The organism is Glaciimonas immobilis, assembly GCF_011947285.1.
Classification (GTDB): Bacteria; Pseudomonadota; Gammaproteobacteria; order Burkholderiales; family Burkholderiaceae_D; genus Glaciimonas; species Glaciimonas immobilis.
The window spans coordinates 101730-127137 of record NZ_JAAOZT010000005.1 but is presented as its reverse complement, the minus strand read 5'-3'; the positions used below and the strand labels follow the sequence as shown (position 1 = coordinate 127137).

General features: G+C 52.6%; 15 protein-coding genes and 1 pseudogene. 12 read left to right on the top strand and 4 right to left on the bottom strand.

Translation table 11 applies throughout. The annotated features are described in order from the left end of the window. Positions 1 to 557 precede the first annotated feature (557 nt). Positions 558 to 2270, top strand: a complete 1713-nt coding sequence (locus tag HAV38_RS09050) for a thiamine pyrophosphate-binding protein (protein ID WP_168054718.1) — start codon at positions 558 to 560, stop codon at positions 2268 to 2270. Between the two features lie 167 nt (positions 2271 to 2437). On the opposite strand, the gene amaB is transcribed toward HAV38_RS09050, so the two are convergent. After that, a complete protein-coding gene (gene amaB, locus HAV38_RS09045) occupies positions 2438 to 3937 on the bottom strand; it encodes an L-piperidine-6-carboxylate dehydrogenase (protein ID WP_168054608.1) in 1500 nt (499 codons plus the stop codon). A 334-nt stretch (positions 3938 to 4271) separates the two neighbouring features. Between amaB and gcvH the strand changes: the two genes are divergently transcribed. The 8 genes and pseudogenes from gcvH to HAV38_RS09005 all read left to right on the top strand — a co-directional run bounded on the left by gcvH (position 4272) and on the right by HAV38_RS09005 (position 14297). Continuing rightward, positions 4272 to 4652, top strand: a complete 381-nt coding sequence (gene gcvH, locus HAV38_RS09040; RefSeq protein WP_168054606.1) for a glycine cleavage system protein GcvH — start codon at positions 4272 to 4274, stop codon at positions 4650 to 4652. Between the two features lie 203 nt (positions 4653 to 4855). After that, the gene (gene gcvP, locus HAV38_RS09035) at positions 4856 to 7768 is read left to right on the top strand and encodes an aminomethyl-transferring glycine dehydrogenase (protein WP_168054604.1); all 2913 of its coding nucleotides are present in this window, start codon (positions 4856 to 4858) and stop codon (positions 7766 to 7768) included. 92 nt (positions 7769 to 7860) lie between these two features. Beyond that, a pseudogene (locus HAV38_RS21875) lies at positions 7861 to 8268 on the top strand (serine dehydratase beta chain). Positions 8269 to 8359: 91 nt separating this feature from the next. Beyond that, positions 8360 to 9484, top strand: a complete 1125-nt coding sequence (gene gcvT, locus HAV38_RS09025; protein WP_168054602.1) for a glycine cleavage system aminomethyltransferase GcvT — start codon at positions 8360 to 8362, stop codon at positions 9482 to 9484. Positions 9485 to 9517: 33 nt separating this feature from the next. Continuing rightward, positions 9518 to 10528 carry a lipoyl synthase gene (gene lipA / locus HAV38_RS09020; RefSeq protein WP_168054600.1) on the top strand — a complete coding sequence of 337 codons (1011 nt, stop codon included), beginning with the start codon at positions 9518 to 9520 and terminating at the stop codon, positions 10526 to 10528. Between the two features lie 458 nt (positions 10529 to 10986). Next, positions 10987 to 12315: an NfeD family protein gene (locus tag HAV38_RS09015; protein ID WP_375791697.1), complete on the top strand. Its 1329-nt coding sequence runs from the start codon at positions 10987 to 10989 to the stop codon at positions 12313 to 12315. A gap of 2 nt (positions 12316 to 12317) precedes the next feature. Next, the gene (locus HAV38_RS09010) at positions 12318 to 13100 is read left to right on the top strand and encodes a slipin family protein (RefSeq protein ID WP_168054596.1); all 783 of its coding nucleotides are present in this window, start codon (positions 12318 to 12320) and stop codon (positions 13098 to 13100) included. Between the two features lie 165 nt (positions 13101 to 13265). Then, entirely contained in the window at positions 13266 to 14297 is a 1032-nt protein-coding gene (locus HAV38_RS09005; RefSeq protein WP_168054594.1) for a class I fructose-bisphosphate aldolase, read from the top strand. A gap of 167 nt (positions 14298 to 14464) precedes the next feature. Here the strand turns inward: HAV38_RS09005 and HAV38_RS09000 are convergent, their stop codons facing one another. From HAV38_RS09000 to HAV38_RS08990, 3 genes are all read right to left on the bottom strand, one after another. Continuing rightward, positions 14465 to 19396, bottom strand: coding sequence for an NAD-glutamate dehydrogenase (locus HAV38_RS09000; RefSeq protein ID WP_375791696.1), 4932 nt, complete (start codon positions 19394 to 19396; stop codon positions 14465 to 14467). Between the two features lie 148 nt (positions 19397 to 19544). Then, complete coding sequence (gndA, locus tag HAV38_RS08995) at positions 19545 to 20954, bottom strand: NADP-dependent phosphogluconate dehydrogenase (RefSeq protein ID WP_168054590.1); 1410 nt, start codon at positions 20952 to 20954, stop codon at positions 19545 to 19547. A 176-nt stretch (positions 20955 to 21130) separates the two neighbouring features. Next, entirely contained in the window at positions 21131 to 21958 is an 828-nt protein-coding gene (locus HAV38_RS08990; RefSeq protein WP_168054588.1) for a MipA/OmpV family protein, read from the bottom strand. Between the two features lie 533 nt (positions 21959 to 22491). Between HAV38_RS08990 and HAV38_RS08985 the strand changes: the two genes are divergently transcribed. The 3 genes from HAV38_RS08985 (at position 22492) to hppD (ending at position 25348) form a co-directional block, all read left to right on the top strand. Next, the gene (locus HAV38_RS08985) at positions 22492 to 22725 is read left to right on the top strand and encodes a hypothetical protein (RefSeq protein WP_168054586.1); all 234 of its coding nucleotides are present in this window, start codon (positions 22492 to 22494) and stop codon (positions 22723 to 22725) included. Between the two features lie 237 nt (positions 22726 to 22962). Beyond that, the gene (locus HAV38_RS08980; protein ID WP_168054584.1) at positions 22963 to 23958 is read left to right on the top strand and encodes an LLM class flavin-dependent oxidoreductase; all 996 of its coding nucleotides are present in this window, start codon (positions 22963 to 22965) and stop codon (positions 23956 to 23958) included. A 313-nt stretch (positions 23959 to 24271) separates the two neighbouring features. Then, a complete protein-coding gene (gene hppD / locus HAV38_RS08975) occupies positions 24272 to 25348 on the top strand; it encodes a 4-hydroxyphenylpyruvate dioxygenase (RefSeq protein ID WP_168054582.1) in 1077 nt (358 codons plus the stop codon). Positions 25349 to 25408: the final 60 nt, after the last annotated feature.

Here is a 25408-nt window from a genome sequence, read left to right as displayed (position 1 = left end):
AGTACAAAATAAGGTAAAAGAAACAAGTAAAAATTAGTGGGGGGTCACAGTGCACCAAACACAGTCTCTCCCTATCCACTGCAACAGGCGTAAAAGTAAGATAGGGGTCTCGTTAAAGAGAATAATGCCTACGCAAAATAAAAAGGTCACGAAGATCGCTGTCATGATTCCTAGAACGATTGTGATCGGGGGATGTAGCATTAATGCAAGAAAACTGTGCAGTTTAGGTGTGGAACGCATGGCCTTGCTCCCGACGAAAATAATAAAATGAAGTGCGACGCATGCTTTGACCATAAGCCTACTCCACGCACAAACGGGTACGCTGTGACTGCTTGATTGTATTTTTATGCTAAACGATGACGGTTGCAACACCTATTTAAATGTAAGCCTGAAGGAACATTTAAGCGCTGTGGTATTGGTAAAGGAACGCACTTTATCGCATGCCGGGGAAGACATAAATCGAAGCGACCGTCCCTCGACGCTCTGATGATATGGAACCACAGCGCCGATAGGTGCAACAACAAGATCAAATAACCCATCACAACGAGGAGAGCACAATCAACGCTAAAGTGATTATTTCTGGAAGCGGTGGGCGGATTTTAGTTGAGTGTCTACTGACGCATCATGTCGACCATGTGTTTTGTGTACCGGGAGAGAGTTATCTCAATGCACTTGATGCTTTATATGACGTCAGGGAGCGCATAGCATTGCGCATCTGCCGCCATGAAAGCGGCGCCGCGAACATGGCCGAGGCATATGGCAAACTCACTGGCAAGCCGGGCATTGTAATGGTGACTCGGGGTCCGGGCGCGATGAACGCGGCGACAGGACTGCATACGGCTTATCAGGATTCAACACCATTGATTATGTTTGTTGGCCAAGTCGCACGCGATTGCATGGACCGTGAAGCGTTTCAGGAAATCGACTATCGGCGCATGTTTGGTCCGGTAACTAAATGGGTGGCTCAAATCGATGATGCCAAACGTATTCCGGAATATGTCAGCCGTGCGTTTCAAACCGCGGTGAGCGGACGACCGGGGCCGGTCGTTCTGGCATTGCCGGAAGATATGCTGGTTGAGATTACTACGGCATTTGCAGCGCCAACTTATACCCGCGTCGCGGCTGCACCAACTGTGGAGGCCGTGCAGCAGTTGGCGGCACTGCTCAGCGCTGCACAACGGCCGATTGCGATACTTGGCGGCAGCGGCTGGACCCAGCAAGCATATGACGATATACGCCGGTTTAGTGAAGCGTGGCAGCTGCCCACGGCCTGTGCTTTTCGCTTTCAGGATTTGTTTGATAATACGCATTCTTTGTATGCGGGCGATGTGGGTATTGGGATTAATCCTGTATTAGCGCAGCGGATTAAGGACGCTGACGTGGTGCTGGCAATCGGTCCTCGCCTGGGCGAAATGACTACCAGCGGTTATACCCTGTTCGATATACCCACGCCGCGGCAACATCTGGTGCATGTACATGCCGGTGCCGAGGAGTTAGGTTCCGTGTACGCGGCAGAGGTGATGATTAATGCGGGGATGCCCGAGTTCGCTGCGGTTGCCGCCCGGCTCGTGCCAGTCAACCCGCTAGCGTGGGTGGGCCAGTCAGGGCACAGCGGGCAGGCCGAAGCTGCGCATGCGGATTACCTGGCATGGAGCACGCCGCCAACAGTTGCAGGGCCGGTGCAAATGGGGGAGATTATGCGATATCTGCGTGAACACTTATCGTCCGATGCGATCATTTGTAATGGCGCGGGTAATTATGCCACCTGGGTGCACCGGTTTTATTACTATCGGTATTTCAGATCACAGCTTGCGCCGACCAGTGGCGCGATGGGCTACGGCGTACCCGCTGCCATTGCTGCGAAGTCACTTTATCCCGAACGGATGGTGATTGCTTTCGCAGGCGACGGTTGTTTTATGATGAGCAGTCAGGAGCTGGCGACGGCAATGCAATATGCTTTGCCGGTAATTTTTATCGTTGTCAATAATGGCATATACGGCACCATACGTATGCATCAGGAACGCACCTATCCGGGCCGGGTACATGGCACAACGCTGACCAATCCGGACTTTGCTGCATATGCTCGCTCATTCGGCGCGTTGGGTGCGACAGTTGAAAAGACTGAGGACTTTATCCCGGCTTTTGAACAAGCGTGCGCCAGCGGTTTGCCCGCTCTTATTGAGATTCGACTATCGCCTGAAGTGATCACGCCCACAAGCAGTTTATCCTCAATCAGAGAGCAGGCATTGCGGACGCAGAAAATGTCTTAAGCAAAGGCGCAACCTAGCGGCGATCATTGGTGCAGTGCCGTGTGCCTTGCGCATTGGTGCATTGATGCATTGATGCATTGATGCCGTCAGCAATGCATCCAGAAATTTCAGATCAAAATAGGTAAATATTACACATCCAAAAATACCACTCTTTTATGCATGATCTTTTAAAGGTTAAATACAATGCCTTGCGCCAACGGTAACGTATCTGAGTAATTGATAGTGTTGGTGGCCCGACGCATATAGGCCCGCCAGGAATCCGAGCCCGATTCGCGACCTCCGCCGGTGTCTTTTTCACCGCCGAACGCGCCGCCGATTTCGGCACCCGATGGCCCAATGTTAACGTTGGCGATCCCGCAATCGCTTCCAACGGCAGAAACAAAGAGTTCGGCCTCGCGCATATTCATAGTGAAGATCGACGATGATAGTCCTTGCGAAACACCATTTTGTAATGCGATCGCTTCGGCAAAATCGTCATAGCGCAAGATGTATAAAATCGGCCCAAAGGTTTCATGCCGGACCAGCTCTGTCTGCTGCGGCATCTCAACCAACGCGGGCCGGACGTAAAAGCCGTCCATACATCCTGCGACATCCACCTGCGCACCGCCAGTTATTTTGCCGCCCTGACTGCGTGCAACGTGCAAAGCTTGCTGCATGGTGTCAAAAGACTTCACATCAATTAACGGGCCCACCAAGGTGTCGCCATGCAGCGGGTTACCGATCTTGATATTGCCATACGCCTGTCGGAGTTGTGGGATCAGTGTGTCGTAAACGTCGTTATGGACGATTAGTCGACGTAGCGTCGTGCAGCGTTGCCCAGCGGTGCCCACGGCGGCAAACAATACCCCGCGCACCACCATAGAAAGATCGGCGCTAGGCGCTATTATCGCGGCGTTATTGCCCCCTAGTTCAAGAATGCTGCGACCAAATCGTTCGGCGACACGTGCGCCGACTTCACGGCCCATACGGGTCGATCCAGTGGCAGAAATTAACGGCACCCGCACATCGTTAACCAATACATCGCCAACGGCGCGGGCACCTTGAACCACTTCCAGTAAGCCGTCAGGCGCATCCCCGAAAGCGACGCACGCCTGCTCGAATAGGGCCGCGCAAGCTAAGCCAGTCAACGGCGATTTTTCTGACGGTTTCCATACCACGCTATTGCCGCAAACGAAAGCCAGAGCGGCATTCCACGCCCACACCGCTGCAGGAAAATTAAAGGCCGATATGATGCCGCAGACACCTAGCGGATGCCAGCTTTCCATCATTCGATGCCCCGGACGTTCGGACGCAATCGTCAAACCGTATAGTTGCCGTGAAAGACCAACTGCAAAATCACAGATGTCGATCATTTCCTGTACTTCACCTAATCCTTCCTGCAAAATTTTGCCGGTCTCAAGGGTGATCAACGTACCTAAATCTTTCTTATGCACACGCAGAGTATTGCCTAACAGGCGCACCAGTTCGCCGCGCCGAGGAGCGGGAACCATACGCCATGCAAGAAACGCTTGATGTGCACGATTTACCGCGGCCGTAGTCTGATTAGCATTGTGTGTTCTGATGTTTGCAAGCAGCGCGCCATCGATAGGACTGCGCACTGGAAGATTGCCATTTTGTAGTACCGTTTGCGGAACGCCAAAGCGCTTCATTAACTCAAAAATATCCATGGAACCCCTCCTTTTTAGGGTAGTTACATGCAAAGTCTACGTCGAACGCGGTGACTTTGATATTTTTGATCGGTGTCTGGGTTTTTCGCAACAAGGAATGAAATATTTTTTTGGCTTTGTTTTTTAAAATATAGCGATATGGATTTTATTTTTTTAAATTTTTTTAAATATATTATTGTTGTGAACAAACTTTTGCACCACGCATTTGATTGCATAAATGGCGCTAAAAACTCTACAATTTTATGTGTGGTGTAAGACCTGTGCGCTGTACATCCGGGGTAAGGGCATCAGGTAACGCCAACTTTATAATGCCAACTTTTGTGGGAGATAAGCAATGAGTGCGACGCAATACACAAAGCAGCATGAGTGGTTGAAGGTTGAGGATGGCGGTCTGGTGACGGTCGGCATTACCGAATTTGCCCAGGATCATTTGGGAGATCTGGTCTACGTTCAGTTACCAGATGTCGGCAGAGAGCTAAAAAAAGGGGAGGAAGTAGTCGTCATTGAGTCGGTCAAAACCGCGAGCGAGATACTGATGCCTGCCGCCGGGATCGTGACCGAAGTCAACGAATCGTTGATTGAGGAGCCCGGCAGGGTTAACGAAGATCCTTTAGGTGACGGCTGGTTTTTTAGGTTTCAGTTGCGCGACCCCCTGGAACTGGCGGACTTGATGGACGGGGACGCTTATAAAGCGTTCGTCGCAGGTTTAGGCTGACGTTGCGTGTGCACGTGTGTGGTGGGTTGCATTGCGTCAATGTCCTGGGAAAGATCCTGCGAGTTTCATGCTATTTAGTTCGATGGGACGTCCAGCACAATAATTAAAGCAATAAATCCAGCCAACGATTAAGCTAGTAGGGCTCTGGCGATTAGTGCGTCACTCCCAGATGCTTGGCAAAATACTAATTTCGAGAGAGCATAATGACTCAGCCACGGCTCGCATTTGATGATTTGTTACAGCATACGGCGTTTGTCAGCAGGCATATCGGGCCGGGCGCAAAAGATCAACAAAGCATGCTGGAGGCGCTAGGGTATGCGTCTATTGATGCGTTGATAAAAGATGTGATCCCTGCAGCGATTTTGCTGGATGCGCCATTGCCTTTGACTGGGAGTGCCGCGCTAAACGAGGTGGAGACATTGGACGCGCTGCGGGTCATCGCCGCAAGAAATAAGGTTTTTAAAACCTATATCGGGATGGGGTATTACAACTGCCACACACCGACCGTCATCCTGCGCAACCTGCTGGAAAATCCCGGCTGGTACACCGCCTATACCCCGTATCAGCCCGAGATATCGCAAGGGCGTTTAGAAGCGCTACTGAACTTTCAAACGATGGTCTCCGATTTAACCGGTATGGAAATCGCCAACGCCTCGTTGCTGGATGAAGCCACTGCGGCAGCGGAGGCCATGACATTCTGTCAGCGCGTCTCCAAAAGCAAGAGCACCACCTTCTTTGTATCGCAAGACTGCTTTCCGCAAACCATCGCTGTAGTGCGCACCAGAGCCGTGCCGCTGAACATTAACGTCGTCGTCGGTGATCACCGGACCGCGCTGAATGTGACCAATGCCACCAATGCCACCAATGCCACCAATGCAATCGATTATTTCGGCATCCTGCTGCAATATCCCAACCTCGGCGGTGAGATACACGATTATTCGGCGACCGTTGCTAGCGCCCATAGCAAGGACGCGCTAGTCGTCGTTGCCGCAGATTTGCTCGCGCTGACGTTATTAACGCCGCCCGGAGAATTCGGCGCAGATGTTGCTATCGGCTCGTCTCAGAGGTTTGGCGTGCCACTCGGTTATGGTGGACCGCATGCCGCCTATTTCGCTACGCGGGATGCGCATAAGCGACAGATGCCGGGACGTGTGGTGGGCGTCTCCATCGATAGTCGGGGCGACCAGGCCTATCGTCTGGCGATGCAAACCCGCGAGCAACATATTCGTCGCGAAAAAGCTACCAGCAATATTTGCACAGCGCAGGTTTTACTAGCGAACATCGCCAGCATGTACGCGGTCTATCACGGACCGCAAGGCTTAAAAACTATCGCCCAGCGCATACATCGGCTAGCAGCAACGTTCGCAGCTGGTTTGACTAAATGCAATAATGAAGTGTTGACGGCCCATTTTTTTGACACCATCACGGTCCGCACTGTTGGCCATACGCAAGCCATCCACGCGGCGGCGCGCGCGCAGTCCGTTAATCTGCGGATTGTTGCCAGTGATACGGTCGGCGTGTCCTTCGACGAGACCACAACCGCAGCGGATGTTGAAGCACTGTGGCGGATTTTTTCTAACAGGGGTGATCCAGGGCTATCTTTTGCGTCCATAGAGGCCAATGCTGATGAGCGGATTCCGGCGACGTTAAGGCGCACCAGCGATTTTCTGACGCATCCGGTCTTCAATAGCCATCACTCCGAGACCCAAATGATGCGCTATCTTCGTAGCCTGGCCGACAAGGATCTGGCGCTTGACCGCACCATGATCCCGCTGGGGTCCTGCACCATGAAGCTGAACGCCAGTACCGAAATGATTCCAATAACATGGAAAGAGTTTAGCCAGATCCATCCATTCGCACCGCTCGAACAGGCACAGGGCTATCAGCAGCTTATCTCTGAGCTTGAACAGATGTTATGCGTGTGCACCGGCTACGATGCGGTTTCATTGCAACCCAACGCCGGATCGCAGGGCGAATATGCGGGGATGCTGGCGATCCGCGCGTATCATCAAAGTCGCGGCGAAGGACAGCGTGATATTTGCCTGATCCCCAGCTCTGCGCATGGAACCAATCCGGCCACCGCGCACATGGCTGGCATGAAAGTGGTGGTGGTGCGCTGTGACGACAACGGTAACGTGGATGTGGCCGACCTCCGCGCCAAAGCGCAACAGCATGCGGGCGACCTTGCGGCATTGATGGTCACTTATCCGTCTACCCATGGTGTATTTGAGGGGGCGATCCGTGAAATTTGCGACATCATTCATGGTCACGGCGGCCAGGTGTATATCGATGGTGCGAACATGAATGCAATGGTCGGCCTGTGCGCCCCGGGTCATTTCGGCGGCGATGTATCGCATCTCAATCTGCACAAGACATTTTGTATTCCACACGGAGGGGGTGGTCCTGGCGTCGGGCCAATTGGCGTGAAGTCGCACCTTGCGCCTTTTTTACCCGGACATGGGTTATTAGAGACTGGCATTGCACCGGTGGCTGCGACACCTTGGGGTAGTGCAAACATCCTGCCGATCAGTTGGGCCTACATTACGTTGATGGGCGCGCGCGGTCTCAGGCAAGCGAGTCAAATGGCAATTCTGAATGCCAACTATATTGCCCATCGTCTTGCGCCCCAATACCCGATTCTATATGCAGGTAAAAACGGTATCGTGGCGCATGAATGCATCATCGATCTGCGACTGCTGAAAGACAAGACCGGCGTGACGGTGGAGGATGTGGCGAAACGTCTTATCGATTTTGGTTTTCATGCGCCGACGATGTCATTTCCGGTCGCCGGGACGTTGATGATCGAGCCTACAGAAAGTGAATCGAAACAAGAAATCGACCGTTTTTGTGCTGCAATGATTGCGATCAGACATGAGATTCAGGCGGTCGAAGAGGGCCGTATGACGGCCGACAATAGTCCGTTAAGGCGCGCGCCGCACACAGCGCTCGATTTGACCGAAGAGTGGGATCGCGCCTACACGCGAGAGCAGGCGGTGTTTCCGGTTCTCAATTTAAAGACGACTAACAAGTATTGGCCGCCAGTTGGCCGCGTTGATAATGTCTATGGCGATCGCAATCTGGTGTGCTCTTGCCCGCCTATGTCCGATTACGAATAGTGATTACAAATAGGATTACCAATAACCACGTGTGTACCAGATTGTGCCAGTAGTCTGTTGTTTTAAGCGCTAAACAAAGGAAATGTCGGTCCATGGCTACCAGCGTATTTGATTTATTTAAAAATCGGTATCGGTCCTTCCAGCTCGCATACCGTCGGACCAATGCGTGCGGCACTACTGTTTGTCACCGGTTTAAAAATAACGGCCTGCTGGCGCGGACACAGTCGATTAAATCGGCCTTGTACGGCTCGCCGGGCGGGACGGGCAAAGGCCATGGCAGCGATAAGGCGATTTTGTCGGGTTTGCCAGGAGAGGTGCCGAACGCAATGGGTTCGGTCAAGCCCATCAATGTCGCACGGATGGCCTTGCGCGGCGATGGTCGCCACCATGTTTCGCTCGATAATGTGATCAAAACCATGCGCGATACCGGCGCAGACATGAAAACCAAATACAAAGAAACGTGGCGTGGCGGACTGGCTGTTAACGTCATTGAATGTTGATGGAACTGCTGGCGCGCGACGCTTGATCTGCGGCAGGGCCGCCTGCCCGCATAACAGGACGAAAGGTTCGTAAAGAATAAGGACAACGACTATGGATATCACGCCAGAATCCCTTAAACGTACCGCGCTGTATGATCTGCATCTTGAATTGGGAGCAAAAATGGTGCCGTTTGCCGGCTACCAAATGCCGGTGCAGTATCCAATGGGCGGCCTCAAAGAGCACGCGCATACCCGCACGCAGGCAGGCCTGTTTGACGTGTCGCACATGGGGCAGATTCGCCTGAGCGGAGCGGATGTCGCCGCGGCGCTGGAGGCGCTGGTGCCGGTCGATATTCTCGGCCTGCGTCCCAATACTCAGCGCTATGCAGTTTTCACCAACGAAAGTGGCGGCATTCTGGACGATCTGATGGTAACGAACTCAGGCGATCATTTATTGTTGGTAGTTAACGCCGCCTGCAAACACCAGGACCTTGCGTACTTGCAGCATCATTTGCCGGATAGTTGCGCGATTGAAGCGTTGACCAATCGCGCATTATTAGCGTTACAAGGGCCACAGGCTGCAAAGGTACTAGCGCGCTTCGCCCCTAAAACGGCTCAAATGTTATTCATGCAAACTTCTAGCGTGATGCTCGCGGGCTTCAATTGCGTGGTTAGTCGCTCCGGTTACACTGGCGAAGACGGTTTTGAAATATCCGTTTCCAATGACCATGCCGAAGCCTTGGCACGCTTGTTGTTGGCGCAACCGGAAGTCGCACCCGTCGGACTAGGAGCACGCGACTCATTGCGGCTAGAGGCCGGGTTGTGTCTGTACGGTCACGACCTGAATGTCAGCACGACACCGGTAGAGGCAAGTCTGGTCTGGGCCTTATCCAAAGTACGCCGCGCCGACCAGCCGCGTGGCGGTGGATATCCTGGGGCAGAAATTATCCAGCGCCAACTGGCAGAAGGCGTGGCGCGCAAGCGCGTTGGCTTGTTGCCGCAAGACAGGGTGCCTGTGCGCGAAGGTGCAGAAATTGTTAATCCCAGCGGTCATGTTGTCGGCATAGTAACGAGCGGCGGTTTTGGTCCGACAGTAGGCGCACCCGTGGCGATGGGTTACGTCGAGACCGCCTATGCCAGCAGTGGCAGCGCACTACACGCGATTGTGCGCGGCAAACCAATTCCGGTGGTCGTTACCAAAATGCCGTTCACACCCCAGCACTACTATCGCGGGTAAAAATATTAAAACGAGACCAACAGCGGGGGTGCTATGCCTGAATCAACCGTAATACAGCGTCCGGTGGAAGCGGGCGAAAAACTTCGCGGGGCGGCAAAGATGGCCCGTATCCCGATCAAAATCATTCCGACGGAGGCAGGGCAATATCTGCGCAAGCCAGCCTGGATACGTGCCCAATTCACAGGCACGCGGGAAGTACTGCGCTTAAAAGATATTCTCCGCCAGAATCATCTGCATACTGTTTGTGAAGAGGCAAATTGCCCGAATATAGGCGAATGTTTTAAAAACGGTACCGCGACCTTTATGATCATGGGTGACATCTGCACCCGACGTTGTCCGTTTTGTGACGTCGGGCACGGTCGTCCCAATCCCCTGGATGCTGAAGAACCTAAAAATCTGGCGCGAACCATCAAGGCGATGGGTTTGCGCTACGTGGTGATTACCTCGGTAGACAGAGACGATTTACGCGATGGCGGTGCGGCGCATTTTGTTGAATGCATGCAACAGACCCGGGCCCTCAGCCCAGAGATAAGGATTGAAATTCTGACACCTGATTTTCGTGGGCGGATCGATACTGCGCTCGACGTACTAGGTTTGGCCGTACCCGATATTTTTAACCATAATCTGGAGACTATCCCCCGTCTATATCGCGAGGCTCGCCCCGGCGCAGACTATCAAAATTCCTTAACGTTACTGCGCCGGTTTAAGGATCGCCATCCCCAAGTCGTTACCAAATCCGGACTCATGCTGGGATTGGGCGAGACGCTGGAAGAAATAGAAGATGTGATGCGGGATTTGCGGACCCATCAGGTCGATATGCTAACACTCGGCCAGTATTTGCAGCCCAGCCCGCATCACCTGCCGGTCATACGTTATGTGACCCCGGCCGAATTTGAAGGGCTTCGTGTTGTCGCCCTAAAGCTTGGCTTCACGCGCGTGGCGTCTGGTCCGATGGTGCGGTCTTCTTATCATGCAGATGCGCAATCTGACGGGACGCTTTCGGCGCAGGTATTGCTGGCACATCCTGAAATTACTGCACCCTAAAGCTATTTTTCAAGATCCGGTGCCTTTTGCCTCATCAATGAAGCCTACGGTACCTTCCTGTTCGGCCGGATGAGGGTTTATACGCGCCTCATCGAGAAATAACTACTGTAGTGGCTTGTAACCCAATGTGTGCACTAAACACCAAGGCGTATTAATGCCCGGTACAGGTATTGTCAAACCAGTTATGGTATTGAGGACTTATCGGTGCAGGTAGAGTTCACGGAAATAGTGTATTTTTAATAATTACATTCGAGTTTGGGATATTATTTTGCATACGATGGTCTTATCGCAACAGATAAGACAATTTGCCACCTATCCTTCGCGCAATCATGTTGATGTTTTTAAGATCCGCAGGCGTGCTATGTATTGGGTTCGCGTTGAGCCTTGGGTCTGTTGCGTGTGCAAATGCCGCCCCAGCCCCAGCGTTGCGGGGAATACCAGTCACGGGGCCGGTTTTGGTGATACCTGTCACAGGTGTGATCGGACCGGCGACGGCAGATTTTGTTAGCGGTAATATTGTGCGAGCGCAGAAACAGGGTGCGCAGTTAATCGTCCTGCAAATGGACACGCCGGGCGGTCTTGACATGTCGATGCGACAGATTATTCAGACGATACTTGCCTCCCCGATACCGGTAGCTACCTTTGTGGCTCCCGGCGGTGCGCGCGCTGCAAGCGCCGGGACTTATATTCTCTACGCAAGCCATATTGCGGCGATGGCGCCGGGCACCAATCTGGGTGCTGCCAGTCCTGTTCAAATTAGAATTTCCGGGCAAGGTGGCCCCCCGCGGCGACCGCCAATCAATAACGCTCCCCATGACATTGACCCAAAGATAGGCAATACTTCCGCACCAGAACTGGCCTCTGATAGCGAGAGTACGTTGCGCAGAAAACAGATACAGGACGCGGCAGCTTATATTCGTGGATTGGCGCAACTGCGCGGGCGTAACGCGGAATGGGCAGAGCGCGCAGTACGTGAAGCCGTCAGCCTGTCCTCGAATGAAGCCTTGACACAAAAAGTGATCGATCTCACCGCGCAGGATATCCCTGACTTAATGCGCAAGCTAGACGGGCGTCAGGTCACTACAGCCAACGGGATGCACGTACTACACACTGGGGGTGCCAACATTCTCACCAGAGAACCAGACAACAGAACGCGGTTCCTGGCGGTCATCACCGATCCGGGGACTGCGCTGATTTTGTTATTGGTCGGCGTTTTCGGTTTGATTGTTGAATTCACGCAACCGGGCCTTCTACTGCCAGGTGTGGTCGGGGGCATTTGCTTATTGCTTGGATTGTCCGCCATCCAGATGCTGCCTATAAATTATGCCGGGTTGGGATTAATTCTGCTGGGTTTGGGATTTTTAGTTGCGGAGGTGTTTTTGCCCACTTTTGGTGTAGTGGGAATAGGTGGACTGATTGCGTTTGGGTTTGGCGCGACGATGTTAATTGATACGGACTTGCCCGGTTATGGCATTCCGTTGGGGCTAATTGTGGGGCTGGCTGCGTTTGCAGCGGTTTTTATCTACTTTGTGTCCAGTGCGGTCCTGACATCACGCAAGCGACCGATAGTGAGCGGAGCCGAACAACTGCTCGGCAGCGCAGGGATCATGCTCAGCGATATGCAATCCGACGGTGTGATCAATGAGGGGTGGGCACGGGTGCATAGTGAGCGCTGGCGTGCCCAGAGCCCGCTTCCGTTACTGCAAGGACAACGGGTACGGGTAACAGCGCGAACCGGTTTGATTTTAAATGTGGTGCCGATTAATGAGGTGGAACCTGGAGGTTGATAATGGAGAGGGCATTCGGATTTGGATTCAGTGGCATTTTATTGTTGATAATTGGCGTGCTGTTCATTTCGTCGGTAAGGATTATGCGCGAGTATGAACGTGGCGTAATATTTATGCTGGGCCGATTCTGGAAAGTCAAAGGTCCCGGTCTGGTATTGTTAATTCCGGTCATCCAGCAAATGGTGCGAACCGATTTGCGCACGGTGGTGTTCGATGTACCACCACAGGATGTCATCACCCGGGATAACGTCTCAGTCAAGGTCAATGCGGTGGTGTATTTTCGGATCGTCGATCCCGAGAAATCGGTGATTCAGGTGGTCAAGTTTTTAGACGCGACCAGTCAGTTAGCCCAAACGACGTTGCGTTCCGTTCTGGGTAAGCACGAGCTGGACGAATTATTGTCTGAGCGCGAGAGGCTTAATCTGGACATCCAGAAAGTATTGGATACGCAAACCGATGCCTGGGGGATCAAGGTGTCTACCGTCGAAATAAAACATGTTGATATCAACGAGACCATGATTCGCGCAATCGCCCGTCAGGCGGAAGCCGAACGTGAACGGCGCGCCAAAATCATCCACGCCGAGGGCGAGCTTCAGGCATCCGAAAAGCTATTGCAAGCGGCACAGATGCTGGCGCAACAACCGCAAGCAATGCAACTACGGTATCTGCAAACATTGACTAATATTGCCGGAGATAAAAGCTCCACGATTATCTTCCCGGTGCCGATGGATATTTTTACGATTTTGGCAAATGCTAAAGGAGGAATTGCGCCGGAGTCACCGTGAAAATCGCACAGGTTTTGTAGCAAAAACCTAAAAAAGTGGCGCTTGTATATAAGCATCAAACGTGTGTGAATGGCCGAATCAATACGCTTAGTAGCATTAAATAAAAGAACGGGGTCCAGAGATAAAAAGGATTACCCACGCCGGAAATAACCCATTGGAGGAAGTATGTCGACAACTGCAAAAGAGCTCCAGCAAACTGTCGCTTCACTCATTGCCCCAGGCAAGGGCATTCTCGCTGCCGATGAAAGCGGAGGCACCATTGAAAAGCGGTTCAGCGCGGTGAACGTAGCATCCACGCAAGAGTCACGGCGAGATTATCGTGAACTTTTGTTCTCCACGCCGGGCCTCAACGAATTTATTAGTGGCGTGATTTTATATGACGAGACCATCAAACAGCAAAATACCACCGGGGTGCCGTTGCCTGATTTATTAAAGGCGCAAGGTATGCTGGCCGGTATTAAAGTTGATAGCGGCACCGTCCCTCTGGCGGGATTTCCGGAAGAAAAAATGACCGAGGGGCTGGATGGACTGGCCAAAAGGCTCACCGAGTACAAACAATTGGGTGCGCGCTTTGCTAAGTGGCGGGCAGTGCTGACGATAGCTAATGGCATTCCGACGCATGGGGGGATCGCCAACAATGCCTATGCTTTGGCCCGTTACGCTGCAATTTGTCAGGATATTGGATTAGTGCCAATCGTTGAGCCAGAAGTATTAATGGACGGCGATCATACAATCGAGACGTGCGCTGCAGTCACTGAACAGGTTTTGAATGTCGTGTTTCATGCGTTAAACAAGCAGCGCGTGGTGCTCGAATACATGATTTTGAAACCGAATATGGTGGTGCCCGGCGTGCAATGCACAGTCCAGGCTTCGCCTCAACAAATTGCGGACGCCACGCTCAGGTGTTTGCGGCGTACCGTTCCAGGGGCAGTGCCGGGGATTACTTTTCTCTCTGGAGGACAAACCGATGCTGCGGCCACGGAGAATTTGAACGCCATGAATGTTTTGGGTATCAAAAACCCGCTTCCGTGGCAGGTCAGTTTTTCTTACGGGCGGGCGCTGCAATCTTCAGCAATCAAGTCATGGCACGGCGAGGCGTCGAATAAAGAGGCCGCGCAGCAGGCGCTGTATTTGCGTGCACGATTGAATAGCGCTGCGGTGCGCGGGCAGTACTCGGCTGAGATGGAAGCGCTGTAAAGCAGGGAGCTGATTAACCTTAGGCTAATTAGCTCCGCACAATGGCGAAAAAATACGAGAATTAACTTTTCTCAACTTAAACGGCAGAAGCCTATGCGTTGTAACCTATAGCAATTCCTATGTAGTGTCCTGCGTCACCCTCCATACAGGACACTAACTTTCTTCTGCTAGGTTTCTATTGCCCGCATTTCTCGTGCCGCAACCGATAGCATCGCCAGATCCACGTTACCTCCTAATTGAAAATCAATCAGCAAGCGACGATAGCGTTCAAGCTGAGGGCGATGGGCGGTTTGCCACGCTTCCAGCATATCGGCAGACTGGTCAATGACCGGCGACAGCTGGATTACGTTGGCAGTCAATGTACGCTGTAGCGTCGTCAAATCGCTTTGCAATGCCGTGCGAGCCAGCGTTTGCCAATAGGTATCGACCGGAAGTGTCGCCGCCCGTTCACGCATCCAGCCGAAGTTCAGGTTCAGGTCGAGCGCGAAATAGACTTGTGCCACCATTTCCAGACTACGACCGGTTATCGTCGCCACTTCAGCGATATCCAGTACCGCACCGATTAGTTCGGCGCTGGCGACCCGGCGTGCCAGGGTTTCCGGTACGCCGCTTTGTACCAGCGCCGCTTGTTTAGCAGTTAACGCATCTGCATCGGTGGGTGTCAGCAACGACACCAGTATCGGTCCGAGTTGATCGGCGGCAGGCCGGAAGCGGGCGACCGTTGCTTCAATCGTCTCTGCTTTAGCATGACGATGCAAGAACCAGAAGCTGGCCTGCTCGATCAAACGACTGATTTCGATAAACATTTGCGCCTGTAGTGCATCGGGCACAAGGTTATCCAGTGCATCGATATCGCGCCAGATTTCTTCAAAGCCAAACACGTCGCGTGCGATAATGGCGGACCTGATTACCTCAGTCGGGCTGGCGCCGCTTTCGTCGCTGAGACGGTGCACAAAGGTAGTGCCGACCCGGTTAGTAAACGTGTTCACCACGTAGGTCGCAATGATCTCGCGCGCCAGCGGGTGACGCGTCATGACGTCGGGATAGCGCTCACGCAGCGCTTGCGGAAAGTACTGTGCAAGTGCACGACTGATGAAGCTATCATCCAGCAAATCGGAAGCGAGCGAGGCCTCATATAGCCACATTTTATTGTAGGCCATTAACACGGCGCGTTCCGGTGCCGTCAATCCCTGCTTGGCGGTCTTGCGCTCGGCGATTGCTTCATCTGATGGCAAGAATTCGACGCTGCGGTCAAGTCGTCCGGCGCGCTCCAGAAAGCGTATCAGGCGTGCTTCCGGTTCAAGTAATGTCGCGGCGCAGCGCCCGGCGACAGATAATGCCTGGGTCTGATAATAGTTATCGGTCAATACCTGCTTACCGACCTCATCGGTCATCTCGGCAAGTAACTTGTTGCGTTGCTTTTCGGTCATTTCGCCTTCGGTGACGACAAGACCCAGCAAAATTTTGATATTAACTTCATGGTCAGAGCAATCGACCCCGGCGGAGTTATCGATTGCATCGGTACATATCCGGCCGCCTTTTTGCGCAAACTCGATCCGCCCAAACTGAGTTAGCCCCAGGTTCCCACCCTCTGCCACTACTTTACAGTTCAGCTCGGCACCGTTGACCCTGATGGCATCATTAGCGCGGTCGCCAACCTGCGCATGGGTTTCGTAGGCGGCCTTGACGTAGGTGCCAATACCACCGTTGTACAACAAGTCGACCGGGGCCACCAGTATGGCGCGAATCAGTTCGATGGGTGCCAACTCGGTCGCGGTAACGTTTAACGCCACACGCATCTCAGGCGATAAAGGAATCGTTTTCAGGGTGCGGGGATAGATCCCGCCACCGCGTGAGATCAATGCGGTGGTGTAATCTGCCCAACTCGACCGTGGCAATGCAAACAGACGTTCGCGCTCGTTGAAGCTGGCGTTGGTATCAGGATCGGGATCAAGGAAAATATGCCGATGATCAAACGCGGCTACTAGTTTGATATGGCGTGATAACAGCATTCCGTTACCGAACACATCACCAGACATGTCACCGATGCCGGCAACGGTAAAATCCTGCTCCTGCGTGTTGACGCCAAGTTCGCGGAAGTGGCGCTTGACGGCTTCCCATGCGCCGCGCGCGGTGATGCCCATTTTTTTATGATCGTAGCCGACCGATCCGCCGGATGCAAAGGCATCGGTCAGCCAGAATCCGTACTCGGCTGAAATCGCGTTGGCAAAATCGGAGAACGTGGCGGTGCCTTTGTCCGCTGCGACGACCAGATATGGATCGTCGATGTCGTAGCGCACCACGTCGGTCGGTGGTACGACTTTGCCGCCCACCAAGTTGTCAGTCAGGTCCAGCAAACCGCGTAAGAAGTTCTGGTAGCAAGCAATACCTTCTTTTAAATACGCCTCGCGCTCGGATGCCGGGGGTGCATTCTTGAGTACAAATCCGCCTTTGGAGCCGACCGGCACGATGACTGCGTTCTTGACCATTTGCGCTTTGACCAGACCCAATACTTCGGTGCGGAAATCTTCGCGCCGGTCAGACCAGCGCAGCCCACCGCGGGCGACCTTGCCGCCTCTTAAATGGACGCCTTCAAAACGGGGCGAGTACACCCAAATCTCAAACATGGGCTTGGGAGCAGGCAGGCCCGGAATCTTGGCGGGATCGAACTTGAACGATAGGTAGGGCTTAGGTTTGCCATTGGCGTCGCGCTGGAAATAATTGGTGCGGGTGGTCGCTTGTATCACGCCGAGGAACTGGCGCAGGATGCGGTCTTCGTCCAGATTCGGCACCTGATCCATCGCCTCTTCAGTCAGCTTCAGGAGGGTGTTGACGCGCTCCGTATTGGGGCGGATGTCATCGGTGAAATTGCCGTCTGTCAAACCGGCAGCGGCAGGATCGAAGCGAGCAATAAACAGTTCTACCAGATTGCGTGCAATCGCCGGGTTTCCGGTGACGGCCTGCTCTATGTAGGCGTTACTAAAGGTTGACCCCACCTGGCGCAGATATCGCGCATAGGCGCGCAGTATCGTAACTTCACGCCAGCTGAGTGCGGCACCCAGCACCAGCCGATTGAGGTCGTCATTGTCGGCTTCGCCACTCCATACACGGGAAAAAGCATCTTCAAATATTTCTTTGATACGGTCGATCTCGACCTCGCCGCCGTCCGCGGTTTGCATCCCGAAATCATGAATCCATACCGGTGCCGCATCTTGCAACTCAATCCGATACGGGCGTTCTTCCTGAACTTTGACGCCCATATGTTCCAACATCGGCAAACTCTGTGATAACGCAATCGGCTTTCCGGCGTGATAAATCTTCATGCGCAACGAAGAAGCTGTGGCTTCGATAGGGCGATACAGGTTCATCGCCAGTCCGGCCTGCTGCTGGGCGACTTCCATTAATTCGATATCACGTACCGTGGCGCGGGCTGCGTAATCTTCGCGGAAACCAGCAGGGAAGGACGCCGCATAACGACGTAACAGGCGATTGCCGCGCTCTTCGCCGCGGCTCTCAAGCAGGGCATCGGCCAGATCATCCTGCCAGCGCCGTGTGGCTTGCACGATTTTCTTTTCAAGCGCGGCTATATCAACCTCTGTAACCGTACCGGCCTCGGTGCGGACCGTAAATTGAATGCGGGCCAATACTGAATCCGACAGTAACGGCGTAAATTCAATGCTGACGCCATTAAACGCTTCTGTTAGCAAGGTCTGAATTCGGACCCGGAGTTCGGTATTGAATTTGTCGCGTGGCACGTACACGAGGCACGAGACATAACGCCCGAACGCATCGCGCCGCACAAACAGGCGGGTGCGCTGGCGTTCTTCCAGACGCAGAATGCCGATGGCGGTATCGTATAAATTATCCTCATCAACCTGAAACAGTTCATCGCGAGGATACTGTTCAAGGATAGTCGCCAGTGTTTTTGCCAGATGTCCTTTTGGCACAAAACTGGCGCGCTCCTGTACCTTCGCTACTTTGCGCCGGACTATCGGGATATCGCTGGTTGACACCATGTAAGCGATGGAAGTGTAAAGGCCAACAAAGCGCCGCTCACCGATGACTTTACCTGTGGCGTCATAGCGCTTGACTCCGACGTAATCGAGATAGCCCGGGCGATGTACGGTCGCGCGCGAATCCGCTTTGGTGATAAACACGGGGGAGGGCGAATCGATAATTGCCTGTGAACCGCTCGGTAATTTTGTAACGTCGCCGCTGTCGGAGGTGCGCGCTGTATCGCGGAGCGCATCACGAAGAATGCCTAGTCCGGAACCGGGTATTGCCTGCAGATAATTTTCGCCTGCATTGATAACGAGCTCGTAATCGCGGCAACCGAGAAAGGTGAAATGATCATTGATCATCCACTCAAGGAAAGCCCGGGCTTCATCGGTTTCTGCCTGTACTTTTTCGCCGTTGCAGGCTTGGTCCTTCAGATCGGTCACAGCGGCGCTGGCGCTGTTCATCATGCCACGCCAGTCCTCCACAGCGGCACGGACATCAGCTAATACCTTGTTGATGCCGGCAAGAATTTCTTCGAGCCTGACGGCCTCGGTACAGCGGTCAATTTCAAAATGGATATAAGATTCGAGTTTGGGATTACTCGCGTTTGGGTTATGTGCGCCGATTCCGATGCCGATCCCGTTCGCCTTAGTGCCATTTTCAGCGGCGGACTGGATCTTCTCGATCTGGCCGGATGTGTCGCGCCAGACCCGGAACACCGGGTGTATTGCGGCGTGCAGAGTTAGCCCAAGGCGGTTAATTTCATTGGTGACCGAGTCCACCAAAAATGGCATATCGTCGTTGACGATTTCGACCACGCTATGGGCAGACTCCCAGCCATGCTCATCAATTTGGGGGTTGTATATGCGCACCCGCGCCGCACCGGATTTAAAATGGCGTGCAAACTGCCAGTGAGACATAACAGCACCGTAGAGATCGGCGATGTTGCGACTTTGTACCTGCTCCTCGCCAACCTGAGAGTAGTAATCCGCCATGAACGGCTGCACGATGGCAAAACCGTCGGCTGGCAAACGGTCCGCAGCAAATTTCAACATATCGGCAAGCTGTTGCTGTTTCTTTTCTTCCGCTGCTTTGTTTATAAATGGCATTATATTCTTTCGATAGCGAACAAGATGACTTCATAGCGACGAACAGAAAGCTGAGTAATGTCTACTCACTGGTATTGAAATGTGGATGCATAAAAGAAAAAGGCGCTGCGCCTGTCAGGGAACAGCGCCGGGATGCCTGTTAAGGCCAGCTGGCGTGAAAGCTACCTTTTTTGTCCGTCCGCTCAAACGTGTGCGCGCCAAAAAAGTCACGTTGCGCCTGAATCAGATTAGCGGGCAGGCTTGCCGTACGATATGCGTCAAAATAAGCAATCGCGGATGAGAATGCCGGTACAGGAACACCCGCATTCAATGCGGCAATAACAACCTCACGCAATGCCGATTGATATTTCGCTGCTATGTCGGAGAAATAAGAATTCAGCAACAGGTTAGTCAGCTGTTTGTCCTCAGCGTACGCCTCCATGATTTTTTGCAGAAAACTTGCGCGAATAATGCATCCGGCGCGGAAGATTTTGGCGATATTGCCGTAATCAAGATCCCATTTGTATTCGTCCGATGCTGCACGTAACTGGGCAAATCCCTGCGCGTAGGAGATAATTTTACTGAAATACAGCGCACGCTGGACCGCTTCAATCAATACCGCGGGGTCGCCCTGGAAAGCTTTCTGTGGAGGTCCGCTGAGTACTTTACTTGCAATCAACCGTTCATCTTTGAGCGATGAAATTACCCGCGCAAAAACCGCCTCGGTTATAAGTGGAAGTGGTGCGCCTAAATCCAGTGCGTTTTGGCTGGTCCATTTGCCGGTACCTTTTTGCGCCGCACGGTCGAGGATGACGTCAATCAGATCTTGAGCGGTATCGCTATCTTTTTTGCGGAAAATTTGTGAGGTTATTTCGATCAGGTAACTATTTAGTTCGCCCTTGTTCCAGTCCGCATATACCTGGCTCAGCGCGTGATTTGACAGGCCGACTACATGCTTGAGTACTGCATAACTTTCGGCAATCAGTTGCATATCGCCATACTCGATGCCATTGTGCACCATCTTGACAAAATGCCCTGCGCCGTTGGGGCCGATGTAGTCCACGCAAGGCACGCCATCGGGCGCTTTTGCGGCGATTTCAGTGAGGATTGGTGCGACCAGATCGTAAGCTTCGCGTTGACCGCCGGGCATAATAGCCGGGCCTTTCAGCGCGCCTTCTTCGCCGCCGGAAACGCCAGTGCCGATAAAGTGGATGCCGGATTTAGCCAGATCGTCATTGCGCCGAATTGTATCGGTAAAATGCGTGTTGCCACCGTCGATCAGGATGTCGCCCTTTTCCAATAATGGTTTGACGGCGGCGATAGTCTCATCTGTTGCCGCCCCTGCCTTAACCATCAAAAGTATCCGTCGTGGTTTATCTAACGAATTGATAAATTCTTCTAGCGAAAAGGTCGCTACGAGATTGCGGTCGGGAAATTCGGCCACTAGCGAATCGGTTTTTTCTCGGCTGCGGTTGTAGACCGACACCGCATGACCCCGGCTTTCAATATTAAGTGCAAGATTGCGGCCCATGACGGCCAGTCCAATCACACCGATAATCTGTTTAGTCATTGTTTCCCTCCAGAAGGTGACCGTTAATGGTGGCGGTGAGCGGTTGTGTCGCACGACGTGTTTTTGAGGTTGCGCTCACATCATCTCTCATTGTATGACTTCAATGATAGCGGACTTCAAGCGCGACCTTATATCGCTTTTTGCAACGATTATTCATTCCCGTATACTTTGACAGTTTACTGAAATCGATATGCTAGTGAAACGAAGTAGTTTTGCGACGTTTTTTTAACCACGATGGGGCTATTTTTGATGCCATCCCCTAGCCATTTATAGCGCCCGTATAAATTGACTACCCAAAATTTGTTTAAAGGAATTTCAACTTGTAGCGCAACCATGGGATTAATCGTGCCCTTGCCTTCATAAACCTTGTAATGTCCGTTGGCGGCCGACTCGGCGGGCGTGATGCCATAGTAGTAATTTACGAAATTCGCATTCCGGTATTCAGCGCCGATTTGGGGATAGAAATTAATTGATCCCGCTTTTACTTCCGCGGTGTAGAGCCCTTCGAGCATCGTGCCATGGGATTGATTGACATCATAAAAAGCGTTAAGAAAGAACGCACCTATCGGCGTTTCCTGGAAGGTACCGATACCTAACGGGATATCGTTCTTTCTGTTGGTCAGCCCACGTAGTGCGGAGTTCGACGTTTTAAAGCCATCGAAAGTGATACGGCCAGCAAGTTCAAAGTAGCCGTAACCCATTTTAAAAGTCTTGATCCCAAACGTGTCGACCCGGGCAAAAAAACGACCGTAATCAAGGTACGCATAAGGCAGCACTCGTGTGGAACTGCGTTTGCTGCGAATTTCTCCGCGCGTGTCACTCGGTGACTCGAACGCGCCAAACCCCAGATCACCCACGACGTGTTGAGGAAATTCTTCAATGTTAACGAGACTCGCGTCTTGAGGAGGGGCATCTTGCGTCACCGCGCCGGTCGCTAATGCCATCCCTGTCAAGCCGCTCAGAATGGCACCGAGAAAGACTTTGCCCGGACATGGTTCTTTCATACTTTTCCATTGCTAATTGTTAAGTGGTTAATTGTTGCGAGGCAGATCCAAGGCAATGAAATAGATGCTTCAAGTTCTCTATACGCTGCATGAAGGTCTCGGTGATAGTGTATAAAGCCAACACGTTCATAAGGGAATTTTTTGATGCAGTCGGAGTCTTCCATGCGGGAACTAGTTTAACTCAGGATCGCTCCTCTGTATTATCCATGCGCCATGGAATGTTCTCCCTATAGCTTGTATGAATCTGACGGCAGGCGCAGGAATGCACGGGCGAGGCTTCTACAATTTGAAGTTAATGCGTGCATGCTGTCTTCTGGAATGTGAACCTCCGGTTATCGGAACGCCTGTCGGCATTGCGTGTATTCTGGTCAGACAGGTAGCCATCGAAAACCACACATCATTACATATAGTTGCCTTAAAAACCACAATAGGCTTACATGCCACGCACGATTCAAAAGTACGGGATTAAAGTACAGGATTGAAATACCGGATTAAAGGACATTATAAAGCCCCTTTTCGACAGAAAGAACCCTATGAGCGCCATCACAGTAACACTTTACGAAGGTTATGAAATACACACGCGTGCCGTCCCGACAGGCGACGTGTGGGCAGCGGAATACTCTGTCAGCAAAGAGGGTGAAATAAAAATTCCCTGGACGCGGGCGAATATCGCGGAGGGACTCCCGACGCACGGAACGGCAAATCACGCAGCGCTTGAGAACGCGCGATCCGACGTCCAGCTCAAATTGTCGACGTTCAGCGCGTAACCCGCGTTAATTCTCGAGCGGTCAAGGCATCCGAAATTAACGGAATGGCGAACGGAATGGTAGCGTGAACATCTGCGCGGCGCTTGTTCGTTGACTTTTTGCGTCGTGATGCATTGGATAAAGCCGACGGCATTGCTTTGGTCGAGACAGTAATTGGTCACTCTTGACCGTTGCAAAATCGAATTGCTCATAACGGTTATACTTATTCTTCATAAGCAGTTAGATAAGGAACGACCAATGATCCCCATATCGATTCTCGATTTGGTCCGTATTAGACAAGGTGGCAACGCCCGTAATGCGCTCGATAATGCGCGCGATCTCGCACTTCATGCCGAGAACTGGGGCTATAGCAGATTCTGGATGGCAGAGCACCACAATATGATAGGCATAGCCAGCGCGGCAACTGCAGTGGCTATCGCGCACGTCGCGGCTGGAACCAGCACAATCCGGGTCGGCGCTGGCGGCGTCATGCTCCCCAATCATGCGCCACTAGTTATTGCCGAGCAGTTCGGAACGCTTGCCTCATTATTCCCCGGACGTATTGACCTTGGTTTGGGCAGAGCACCGGGCACCGATCAGATCACCACGCGTGCGCTGCGACGCGACCCCGCCAGTGCAGAGTCGTTTCCGCAAGACGTGCTGGAACTTCAAGCCTTTCTCGCGCCAGCTGAACCGGGTCAACGTATCGTGGCCGTGCCTGGTGTGGGGACCGAAGTGCCTTTGTGGATTTTGGGATCGAGTACATTTGGCGCCAGACTTGCAGCTAAATTGGGGTTGCCGTATGCATTTGCGTCCCATTTTGCGCCCGACTCTTTAGAGTCTGCATTGCAGCTTTACCGCGCCCAATTCGAAGCATCCGATCAGCAGTCGACGCCACATGCAATGGTCGGCATTAACATCATCGCGGCCGAGACCGATGCCGAGGCGCAGCGCCTGGCAACGACGCAGCAAATGTCATTCGCCGATATGTTTCGCGGTACGCGGGGCTTCAGCAAGCCGCCAATTGATGATATTGAAACCTATTGGTCAGGCGCAGAAAAGGCGCAAGCGTCACACATGTTAGCCTTCTCCATAGTTGGATCAAAGGCCACCGTTCGCGCTGGGATGGAACGATTGATCGATATGACTGGCGCGGACGAATTGATGATCGTCTCGGACGTTTTCGACCACGCGGCACGACTGCGTTCTTACGAAATCATGGCGGAGATAGCCCGGGATACGGAGCTCGTTTGATTGCGTGATTGGTTAAGGATCGGGCGAGTTGATGGGCGACTAATTGGTGACTAAGCAGGGAATGGCAGGTTAGCGTTCCTTAGAATGTTATTTCCACCGTTAAAGATTCGAGTGCCGACTCCTGTTTTAACTACCGCTGCCGCTGTGGCTTCTTTTGTTACGACGCCCAGTTGGCGCGGAAGATGGTAGCTTTCATCCGCTCCAACCTCTCGGCTACTGCTTGCTTGAAATTGCCTGCGCCGTCGCGTCAACACTAGGTCGCTGATCCAATATCCCGTTAATATAGGACTTAATCTGATAAGGAACACTAAAAATGCCTGATCTTTTTGAAAATCCAATGGGACTTATGGGCTTTGAGTTCGTTGAGTTTGCCTCTCCTATCCCTAATACGCTGGAACCGGTCTTCACGCTGTTAGGATTTACCAAGGTAGCGCAACACCGTTCCAAGGACGTATCTTTATATCGCCAGGGCGACATTAATTTCATTATTAATAATGCGCCGAATAGCGTGGCTTCCTTTTTTGCAGCGGAGCATGGACCTTCAGCTTGCGGCATGGCTTTTCGGGTTAAGGACGCTCACAAAGCCTACGCCCGCGCGTTAGCGCTGGGCGCGCAAGCGTTGGAACTGCCGACCGGACCGATGGAACTGCGATTGCCTGCCATTAAGGGCATCGGTGGTGCACCGTTGTATCTGATTGACCGTTTCACCGAAGGCAAGGCAATCTACGATATCGACTTTGAATTTATCGACGGCGTCGATCCCCATCCGGTCGGGCACGGTCTGAAGCTGATTGACCACCTGACGCACAACGTTTACCGCGGACGCATGACCTACTGGGCCAGTTTTTATGAACGCATTTTTAACTTCCGAGAAATCCGCTACTTCGACATCAAAGGCGAGTACACGGGGTTGACCTCACGCGCGATGACGGCACCGGATGGCAAAATCCGGATTCCATTGAACGAAGAAGCCTCCGGCAGCGGTGGCCAGATCGAAGAATTTCTGATGAAGTTTAACGGTGAAGGCATTCAGCACATTGCGTTGCTGTCCGACGACCTTATTGCCAGCGTCGACAGTTTGCGCAAAGCCGGTGTGCCCTTGATGAGCGCGCCGCCCGCCACCTATTACGAAATGCTCGAAGGCCGCTTGCCGGGTCATGGCGAGAGCGTGGAAGGGTTGCAGGTACGCGGCATCTTGATGGACGGTTCGGTCGAACAAAAAGACAAACGGTTATTGCTACAGATTTTTTCAGAAACAATGTTGGGCCCGGTCTTTTTTGAATTCATTCAACGCAAGGGTGATGATGGTTTTGGCGAAGGCAACTTCAAAGCGTTGTTTGAATCGATCGAACGCGATCAGATCAGACGTGGCGTGATTCAGGCTTCGTGAATTCTGGATGTAATCCGCGCAATAAATTTTACGCGCGGGGAAACTTGAGACGTTTCTTAG